An 8,928-nucleotide genomic window follows, 5' to 3' on the forward strand; every position below is an offset into this window, starting at 1 on the left:
CTCACCCTCACCACCCCGAGGCTGAGCATCCGTCCAGTATTCGACGACGACATTCCCACCGCGGTGGCTGCTGCCCGTTCCGGCGTCCACGAGCCCGGCAAAAATCCGTTCAGTACCCCTTGGACCGACCTTCCGGATAATGAGCTCGCACCCAATATGGCCCAGTGGTACTGGCGGTGCCGCGCCAACTTCACCAAGGAATCCTGGACGCTCCTGCTCGCAGTCTTCAGTGACAACGAGTTCCTCGGTGTCCAGGACATCGGCGCCAAGGACTTCGACACCTTGAAAACAGTCAGCACTGGCTCCTGGCTCAAGCAGTCCGCCCAAGGCAAGGGTTTCGGCAAGGAGATGCGTGCCGCCGTCGTGAGTTACGCCTTCGATTTCCTGAAGGCCGAAGTGGCCGAATCCGAGGCGGCTCTCTGGAACCAGCAATCCCTGGGCGTCTCCACCAGCCTGGGCTACGAGCCAAACGGCATTTCCCGGGAAGGCTGGGGAGACAGAGTAGAGGAAGTCCAAAAAGTCCGCCTAACCCCCACCACTTTCAAACGCCCCGACTGGACCCTCAAAGTCCACGGCCACGAAGCCTTCTCCTACTATCTTGGAATCGAAGAACTTCCGGCGGGTGACTGAAAAGGCGAAGGCCAGGCATCCGGCAGCGTGCGTCAAAAGCGAGGAACGAGCTAGCACGCAGAGGATGTCTGGCCTTCGCCGAAGGCGGCACCGCGTCGATGGGGTTAGATTTCAGCCCCTTCGAGTAGTTCCGTCACCAGCGCAGCAATCGGCGACCGCTCAGAACGGGTCAACGTGATGTGACCGAACAGCGGGTGGCCTTTGAGTGTCTCTACAACAGCGGCGACACCATCATGCCGCCCCACGCGGAGGTTGTCGCGCTGTGCGACGTCGTGGGTGAGGACGATCTTGGAGTTTTGTCCGATGCGGCTCATGACGGTGAGGAGGACATTCTTCTCCAAGGATTGCGCCTCATCAACGATCACGAACGCGTCATGCAAGGAACGCCCGCGGATATGGGTCAGTGGCAGTACCTCGAGCATGCCACGGTCCATGACTTCCTCAACGACTTCCTGGCTCACCAGGGCGCCAAGGGTGTCGAACACGGCCTGGGCCCAGGGGTTCATTTTTTCGGACTCGGATCCCGGGAGGTAGCCGAGCTCCTGGCCGCCTACAGCGTACAAGGGGCGGAAGACCACTACTTTGCGATGCTCGCGGCGTTCCAGGACAGCTTCCAGGCCCGCACAGAGGGCCAGCGCGGACTTGCCGGTGCCTGCGCGCCCGCCGATGGAGACGATCCCGACGGCGGGGTCCATGAGCATGTCGATGGCAAGCCGTTGCTCGGCCGAGCGTCCGTGGAGCCCAAAGACATCGCGGTCGCCTTTGACGAGGCGGACTTGCTTGTCGGCACCCACCCTGCCCAATGCCGATCCACGGTTGGAGAGGAGGACCAGCCCGGTGTTGACGGGGAGTTCGGCGGCTGCGGGGATGAAAACGGGCTCGTGTCCGTAGAGTGTGGTGATTTCGTCGTCGTTGGCTTCCACTTCGGCCATGCCGGTCCAGCCGGAATCCTTAACGAGTTCGTTGCGGTACTCGTCCGCCTGCAGGCCCATGGCGGACGCCTTGACGCGCATGGGGAGGTCTTTGGAAACCACAGTGACGTCGTTGCCTTCATTGGCCAGGTTCTTGGCCACGGCCAGGATGCGGCTGTCGTTGTCGCCTCCACGGAATCCTGCCGGCAGCACGTCCGGGGAGATGTGGTTCATTTCAACCCGGAGCATTCCGCCGTCGTTCCCGATGGGGATGGACTGGTCCAGTCCGCCGTGTTCGATCCTCAGATCGTCCAGGAGCCGTAGCGCTTTGCGGGCGAAGTAGCCAAGCTCTGGATCATGGCGTTTACCCTCCAGTTCGCTGATGACCACGATGGGGACGATGACTTCGTGTTCAGCGAATCGCAATAATGCGTGGGGGTCGGACAACAGGACGGACGTATCGATGACGTAGCTGCGGCCTGTGGCGGACTTTTTGGTCCGCGCTGTTTGTGGGACGCGCTTGGCGCGAGAGGTAGCTGCACTTTCCCCGTCGGAAACCATTGCGGGCAGTTGCTCAGAAATAGCCACATCGACTCCAGCCCCGGGCAGTTCGCCCGGCCTAATGGTGAAGCGGCTCGGCCGGAAGGCCGGGCGTGGCCTCCCATGTAACTGGTGCGATGTTCCGCTCCATGTACTGGCCTCCCCGATCAGCGGGCGGTTTTGCCTGCTGATGTGATTAACGTAATCCCGGACACATTCATTTCCGCAACCCACGCCCGGCAAGTCGCATGTCCGGCTCGTTAATTTTTGATGAACCGGAAAGCCCTATGTTCCGTAGCGGCGCTGGCGCCCGGCATAATCCCTGAGTGCGCGCAGGAAATCGACCTTGCGGAAAGCCGGCCACAGTGCCTCACAGAAGTAGAACTCGCTGTAGGCGCTTTGCCACATCAGGAAGCCGGAGAGCCGCTGCTCACCTGAGGTGCGGATGACCAAGTCAGGATCGGGCTGGCCCCGGGTGTAGAGGAACCGGGAGATGTCGTCCACCGAAAGTTCATCTGCGACCTCCGTCATGTTCCGCCCCTTGGCGGCGGCGTCGTGCAGGAGTTCGCGGACGGCGTCGACAATTTCGCGACGGCCGCCGTAGCCCACGGCGACGTTGACATGGATCTTCTCGTGGACCGGTGTGCGGGCCGTGAGTTTGTTGAGCCGTTCGGCGAGGTAGTCCGGCAGGAGTTCAGGAGCACCCATGGCGTGGACAGAGATGTCCTCGTCTTCATCCAAGCGATCCATGGTGTTCGCGATGATGCCCATGAGAAGGTCCAGCTCTTCACCGGAGCGGTTCATGTTGTCAGTGGACAGCATGTAGAGCGTCACTACTTTGACGCCGAGCTCCTGGCACCACCCGAGGAATTCGTGGATTTTGTCTGCACCGGCTTGATGTCCTTGGCTGGTGGGTGCGTTGAACTGGCGGGCCCACCGGCGGTTCCCGTCCACCATGACACCGATGTGGCCCGGGATCTGGTCCTGTTTGAGGGAGCGCAGGAGTTTGCGCTCATAGAAGCCATAGAGGAAACCGGGCAGCTCCACGCCACTCTCACCTGACTTCCTTGCTTGTACGACGACGCACATCCTAGGCTACCTTCCCCAGCTGGCGAGCCGGTGCAGCGGAGGGTCAAAATCCACCAACCACTTGTTACCCAGCAGTAACTTACTGAAACGTAAGTTATGGTTTAACCATGGCTGAGCTCCTCGAAACCAAGCCCGTCTGGCGTGGCTGGATCCACGCTGTCGCGGCTCCCTTTGCCCTGGCCGCGGGCATCGCCCTGGTGACGGTCGCCCCCACGGCGGACCGAAAAATCACCTCCGCCATCTACGCACTGACCGGCTTCCTGCTGTTCGGCGTCAGCGCGGTGTACCACCGGGGAAACTGGTCCCCCAAGGTCCGCATGATCCTCAAGCGGCTGGATCACACCAACATCATGCTGGTCATCGCCGGCAGCTACACTCCGCTGGCTTGGTCCCTGCTGGAACGCTCCGAGGCTGTCACGTTGCTCTGGCTTGTCTGGTCCGGGGCGATCGTTGGAGTGCTCTTCCGGGTTCTATGGACGCACGCTCCCCGATGGCTGTATGTGCCCGTCTACATCGCTTTGGGCTGTGGAGCATTGTTCTACTTACCGCAGTTCTTTGCAGCCAATGCCGCCGCAGCCATCCTCATTTGCGTGGGCGGCGCCCTCTACATTGCGGGCGCGGTGTTTTACGCCATCAAGAAGCCCAACTTCAGCGTCAAGCACTTCGGCTTCCATGAACTCTTCCACGCCTTCACCGTGTTGGCTTTCGCGGCGCACTTCATTGCCATCATGATGGCGGTCCTGAGCTAGGTTGACCCGGCCCCTCAGCGGGTGCGGGTACCGGCGTCGCCATTCTCTTCCGGGGTGCCATCCGAAGGCGCCGCAGTACCGGCGTCGGGAGCCAGAGTACCGGCGTCGGAAGCAGTACCGGCGTCGGAAGCAGTACCGGCGTCGGGAGCCAGAGTACCGGCGTCAGCGGGCTGACTGGCCTCTTCCTCAGCCGCCAGACGCGCTTCCTCCACCTGTGCCCGATACCTGACGCGCCTGATGCGCCTGACCATGTCCACAATCAGGAACGTGGTAAGGATCACGATGAAGGCTGTCAGGACGAAGCCCCACGTACCCGGGGTCACCTGGTCCTCGGACAGGCCGGGCCGCAGTGTGCCCGAGGGATTGGGCGACGGAGTGACGGACAGGGCGAGAATCAAGTGGTGCACGTTCAAACCTTCTATGAGAGCTGATGCATGCCGACAGGCAGCGGGTAGCCGGAAGCTGGTTGGCCCGGCAGCAATTTCTACGGGCGATAGAAACTGCCGGAGTTCCTATCTTATCCCTGCGAACAGGTCCTTCTCCGGCAGCTCGGACGGGACCGTGGACTTGATCAGGGTGTAGTCCTCCCAAGGCCACGCCGTCCGTTGCAGATCCGGTGATACCGCGAAGAAGAATCCCAAGGGATCGATTTGCGTGCGATGCGCCCGGAGTGCGTCGTCGCGGGCTTCAAAGAAATCACCGCAATCCACCTGAGTGGTGGTCTGGTGCCCCGGAGGGACGGGGGTATGGCCCTCGGCGTCGGCTTCCAACCAGGCGGCAAGGCGCTCGGCGTAGGGAGACTGCAATCCTGCCTCTTCCAACGCAAAGTGCAGCGCACGGAATCGTTCGGGACTGAAAGCACGGTCGTAGTAAAGCTTGCTTGGGGCCCACGGCTCTCCCATGCCCGGGTAACGGTCCGGGTCACCGGCGGCATCAAAGGCTTCCACCGCCACCTTGTGGGCCATGATGTGGTCCGGGTGCGGGTAGCCCCCGTTTTCGTCGTAACTCAGAATCACGTGCGGCTTGAAACTGCGGACCAGCCGGACCAGGGGCGCCGAGGCACGTTCACGCGGCTGGAGTGCGAAGCAGCCCGGGGGCAGCGGCGGCAGCGGATCACCTTCCGGAAGGCCCGAGTCGACAAAACCGAGCCAACGCTGCTGAATTCCCAGGACAGCAGCTGCATTTGCCATTTCCAATCGCCGGGCGCCGGCCATGTCCCTTTTCGGGTGTGGCGCATCTTCCATGGCCGGGTTCTGAATGTCGCCGCGTGAGCCATCAGTGCACGTAGCGACCATCACTTCCACTCCCGCGGCGGCGTACATTGCCATGGTTGCCGCGCCCTTGCTGGACTCATCATCCGGGTGTGCGTGGACGGCGAGCAGCCGCAGCTGCTGGTCGGAACTGCTGGACGCTGTCACGTGACGGCTCCTCTTTCGTGGATCAAGCTTTGTGGGCGGTGATGGGGCGCCGGGATCGGCACTAAACTGGACGGGTGACTTCAGAGGACCTATCGGCCACCCAAGTACCGGCAAGCACCAGCCTAGCCAATCGCTACGGCGGTCAAAAGCGCGCCATGACCCGCAAAACCAAGCGGAACATCATCATCGGCGCCCTGGTCATCGGGATTGGGTTCGCAGCTTACGTGGCCACCGGGTCCGCGCAGGCCCCCGTCACGTTCAAGGACGTTGGTTACAGCACGGTGGATGGCACCCAGGCTGAGGCGGACTACCAAGTCACCAAATACCCCGGAGCCACCGCCAAATGTGCCGTGAAAGCCTTGGATTCGAAGTTCGCAGTGGTGGGTTGGAAAGTTGTGGAGATCGGTCCCAACGATCCCCAGGACGATCCCGACGGCGGCAGCACCACCGCCCAGCGCACGGTCCTGCGTACTGAGTCCCCGGCCGTTTCAGCGGTGGTGGACAGCTGCTGGATTGTGGACAGCGGCAAATAACGATCGTGTGACCCGTGACTCACCGGGTTTGGGTTCGTCCAAAGGATTTACTACAATGGATGAAACCTTCACCCCGTTAAGTTGGTTACTGAGTTCCACGAGTGGCCACCTCGGCGGGGTCTTTTGCATTGTCAGATCTAGAGGAGAAATCCGTGTCTACCACCAATAGCGCCACTGCGGCTTGGCTCACCCAGGAAGCTTTCGACCGCTTGCAGGCTGAGCTGGACCACCTCTCCGGCGCTGGCCGGGCTGAAATCGTCCAGAAGATCGAAGCTGCCCGCCAGGAAGGCGACCTGAAGGAAAACGGCGGATACCACGCAGCCAAGGAAGAGCAGGGCAAGATCGAGGCCCGCATCCGCCAGCTCACCGCACTGCTTCGCGACGCCCATGTTGGCGAGGCCCCTGCCGATGACGGAATCGTTGAGCCCGGCATGCTGGTCGTTGCCCGCATCGCCGGTGACGAAGAGACGTTCCTGCTGGGCTCCCGCGAAATCGCCGGAGACTCCGATCTGGACGTCTTCAGCGAGAAGTCACCCCTGGGTGCCGCGATCATCGGCCACAAGGAAGGCGACAGCCTGAGCTACGTCGCTCCCAACGGCAAGGAAATTCCGGTGGAAATCGTCTCCGCCAAGCCGTACGTCGCCTAATCACCGGCTCACCGGCTCCACGGCTCACCGGCCTGAAATACACGACGCCGGCCCACCCCTTCGCGGGGCGGGCCGGCGTTTTTCGTGTGGGCACCAACTGGGTCAGAGTTCGGCGAGTTTGGCCTTAGCCTTGGGGCGCAGCAGGACCGCAGCGATAATGCCGCCAACAGCTCCACCGAGGTGCGCTTGCCAGGACACAAAACCCATGACGGTAGGAAGCACACCGAAGAGAATGCTGCCGTAAGCCATGAACAGCACCACGGAAAGGAGAATCTGCCACCAGCTCCGGTTGAAAAACCCCCGCACCAGCAGGAACGCGAAGAATCCAAACACCAGCCCGGACGCTCCGACCGTCACTCCCCCGCCGCCAATCAGCCATACCGCAAGGCCCGAGCCCAGCCAGCTAAAAGCCAGCGCTGTCAGGAACACCCGGATCCCGGACAGGAAAACCAGGAAGCCGAAAATTATCAGGGGCAGCGTGTTGGACAGCAAGTGGTTGAAGTTCGCGTGCAGCAAGGGGAACGTCAGGATGTCCAGTATCCCGTCCATGGAGCGGGAGCGCAGGCCAAAGGTGTAGTTCAGGCCGTGCCGCATCAGTGTGTTGAGGATCTCGATGACGTAGAGCAGGATCACGAACCCACCCATGAACAACAGGCCGCCCTTCGCGCGCCCCGCAAGGGACTCCCTGGCCTCTTCCTTTGAACCCTCAGGCATTCCAAGCACCATGGGCGCCCCTCCCGTCAGTGCACCACGATCGGCTGGAAGCCCTCGGCCCGCAGTGCGCCAAGAACCTGTTCGCCGTGTTCGTGGCCTTTGGTTTCCAGGTTGATGGTGATGGAGACGTCGCCCATGCTGATGGAGCCGCCCAGGCGGGTGTGGTCCAGCCCGGTAACGTTGGCATCGTTTTCGGCAATGATGCGGGCGATCGTGGCCAAGGAACCGGGACGGTCATCCAGCATCATGCGCACCGTCATGAAACGGCCCGCAGCCGAGAGGCCGCGCTGGATGACTTTGAGCATGAGCATGGGATCGATGTTGCCGCCCGAAAGCACGACGGCGGTGTTCCCCGGGTTTTCGATCTTGCCGTCCATCAGCGCGGCTACTCCAACGGCGCCGGCGGGCTCAACCACCATCTTGGCCCGCTCCAGGAGGAAGATCAGCGCCCGCGCGAGGGAGTCCTCGCTGACGGTCACAACATCGTCCACCAGCTCGCGGATGATGCTGAAGGGCAACTGCCCCGGCCGGCCCACGGCGATGCCGTCAGCCATGGTGGTGACCTTCTTCAGCGGCACCAGCGCATCAGCGGCCAGCGACGGCGGGTAGGCGGCTGCGTTTTCTGCCTGGACGCCGATCACCCTGATCTCACGCCCGAGCTCTTTGGCCTTGGCTTTGATGGCCACGGCTACACCGGCCAGGAGTCCTCCGCCTCCGACGCCCATGAGGATGGTGTCCACATTGGGGATCTGCTCCAGGATTTCCAGTCCGATGGTCCCTTGGCCGGCAACAACGTCAACATTGTCAAAGGGGTGTACGAATACAGCGCCGGTCTCGTTGGCGTAGCGTTGCGCCTCGGCCAGGGCCTCGTCCACATTGTGTCCATGCAGGACAACTTCTGCGCCGTGACTGCGGGTGGCCGCCAGTTTGGGCAGGGCCACACCGAGCGGCATGTAGATGCGGGCGTTGATTCCCAGGCTCTTGGCAGCTACGGCCACGCCCTGGGCATGGTTGCCTGCTGAGGCCGCCACCACGCCGCGCTTCTTTTCGTCCTCGGTCAGCCGGGCCATGCGGACATAGGCGCCACGGACCTTGAAGGACCCTGCGCGCTGCAGGTTCTCACACTTGAAAAAGACGTTGCCGCCCACGAGGCTGCCAAGAGCACGGGACGACTCCACCGGAGTCTTGGTAATAATGCCCTCGAGCAACTCCTGCGCCTTGAGGACATCGTCCAGCGTGACGGGCAGGGTTTCGAGGGTATTCACTGACTATTCTCCTTTGGTGGTGTCGACGGCAGGGCCCTCAGCAGAGGGACGTCCTGCAGCCTTGTTCTTGCCTGCGATGCCTTTACCGAGGCGGGATTCGGGCTTGGGGAGGCGAACCTCCTTGAAGTTGGCGTCTCCGTCAGGCCCTGCAGAAGCAGGTGCCGGCTGAAGCTCCGGACCGCCCAATCCCTCATCATGTTCCCACGTCCGGCCCGCAATGTACCGAACGGCCGTGTTTACTACGGCGAGCAACGGGACCGCGAACAGCGCTCCCGGGATGCCGGCGAGGTAGGAACCTGCTGCCACTGAAAGGATCACGGCTACCGGGTGCAGTGCCACGGCCTTGCCCATCACCAAGGGTTGCAGGATGTGGCTTTCGAGCTGTTGGACCAGCAGGACGATGGCCAGCATGATCAGGGCGTTGATAGGTCC

General features: G+C 62.1%; 11 protein-coding genes. 4 read left to right on the forward strand and 7 right to left on the reverse strand.

The features are described 5' to 3' along the window. A partial coding sequence (locus HP499_RS16380) for a GNAT family N-acetyltransferase (protein WP_172325283.1) occupies positions 1-630 on the forward strand: 630 nt, incomplete at its 5' end. A gap of 104 nt (positions 631-734) precedes the next feature. On the opposite strand, the gene HP499_RS16385 is transcribed toward HP499_RS16380, so the two are convergent. Then, positions 735-2,129: a PhoH family protein gene (locus tag HP499_RS16385; protein ID WP_172325284.1), complete on the reverse strand. Its 1,395-nt coding sequence runs from the start codon at positions 2,127-2,129 to the stop codon at positions 735-737. Positions 2,130-2,366: 237 nt separating this feature from the next. Next, positions 2,367-3,170 (reverse strand): isoprenyl transferase, encoded by an 804-nt coding sequence (locus tag HP499_RS16390; protein WP_172325285.1) that lies wholly within the window; start codon positions 3,168-3,170, stop codon positions 2,367-2,369. Positions 3,171-3,277: 107 nt separating this feature from the next. Between HP499_RS16390 and HP499_RS16395 the strand changes: the two genes are divergently transcribed. Further along, positions 3,278-3,919 (forward strand): hemolysin III family protein, encoded by a 642-nt coding sequence (locus HP499_RS16395; RefSeq protein ID WP_172325286.1) that lies wholly within the window; start codon positions 3,278-3,280, stop codon positions 3,917-3,919. 14 nt (positions 3,920-3,933) lie between these two features. On the opposite strand, the gene HP499_RS16400 is transcribed toward HP499_RS16395, so the two are convergent. Together HP499_RS16400 and mca are read right to left on the reverse strand one after the other, a co-directional pair. Beyond that, entirely contained in the window at positions 3,934-4,326 is a 393-nt protein-coding gene (locus HP499_RS16400; protein WP_172325287.1) for a hypothetical protein, read from the reverse strand. 105 nt (positions 4,327-4,431) lie between these two features. After that, entirely contained in the window at positions 4,432-5,337 is a 906-nt protein-coding gene (mca, locus tag HP499_RS16405) for a mycothiol conjugate amidase Mca (RefSeq protein ID WP_172325288.1), read from the reverse strand. Between the two features lie 74 nt (positions 5,338-5,411). Between mca and HP499_RS16410 the strand changes: the two genes are divergently transcribed. Continuing rightward, a complete protein-coding gene (locus tag HP499_RS16410; RefSeq protein WP_172325289.1) occupies positions 5,412-5,870 on the forward strand; it encodes a DUF4307 domain-containing protein in 459 nt (152 codons plus the stop codon). 152 nt (positions 5,871-6,022) lie between these two features. Further along, positions 6,023-6,517, forward strand: a complete 495-nt coding sequence (greA, locus tag HP499_RS16415) for a transcription elongation factor GreA (RefSeq protein WP_024820099.1) — start codon at positions 6,023-6,025, stop codon at positions 6,515-6,517. Between the two features lie 102 nt (positions 6,518-6,619). On the opposite strand, the gene HP499_RS16420 is transcribed toward greA, so the two are convergent. The 3 genes from HP499_RS16420 to HP499_RS16430 all read right to left on the reverse strand — a co-directional run. Continuing rightward, positions 6,620-7,243 carry a rhomboid family intramembrane serine protease gene (locus HP499_RS16420; protein WP_172325290.1) on the reverse strand — a complete coding sequence of 208 codons (624 nt, stop codon included), beginning with the start codon at positions 7,241-7,243 and terminating at the stop codon, positions 6,620-6,622. A gap of 14 nt (positions 7,244-7,257) precedes the next feature. Then, positions 7,258-8,496, reverse strand: coding sequence for a threonine ammonia-lyase (ilvA, locus tag HP499_RS16425; RefSeq protein WP_172325291.1), 1,239 nt, complete (start codon positions 8,494-8,496; stop codon positions 7,258-7,260). A gap of 3 nt (positions 8,497-8,499) precedes the next feature. Then, positions 8,500-8,928: AI-2E family transporter (locus tag HP499_RS16430; RefSeq protein WP_172325292.1), on the reverse strand; the 429-nt coding region annotated here is incomplete at its 5' end.

This window comes from Paenarthrobacter sp. CM16 (assembly GCF_013179505.1).
GTDB lineage: Bacteria > Actinomycetota > Actinomycetes > Actinomycetales > Micrococcaceae > Arthrobacter.

Coding starts and splice junctions, on each gene's coding strand:
- HP499_RS16395 (WP_172325286.1), top strand. CDS start 3,278: ATGGCTGAGCTCCTCGAAACCAAGCCCGTCTGGCGTGGCTGGATCCAC.
- HP499_RS16420 (WP_172325290.1), bottom strand. CDS start 7,243: ATGGTGCTTGGAATGCCTGAGGGTTCAAAGGAAGAGGCCAGGGAGTCC.
- HP499_RS16390 (WP_172325285.1), bottom strand. CDS start 3,170: ATGTGCGTCGTCGTACAAGCAAGGAAGTCAGGTGAGAGTGGCGTGGAG.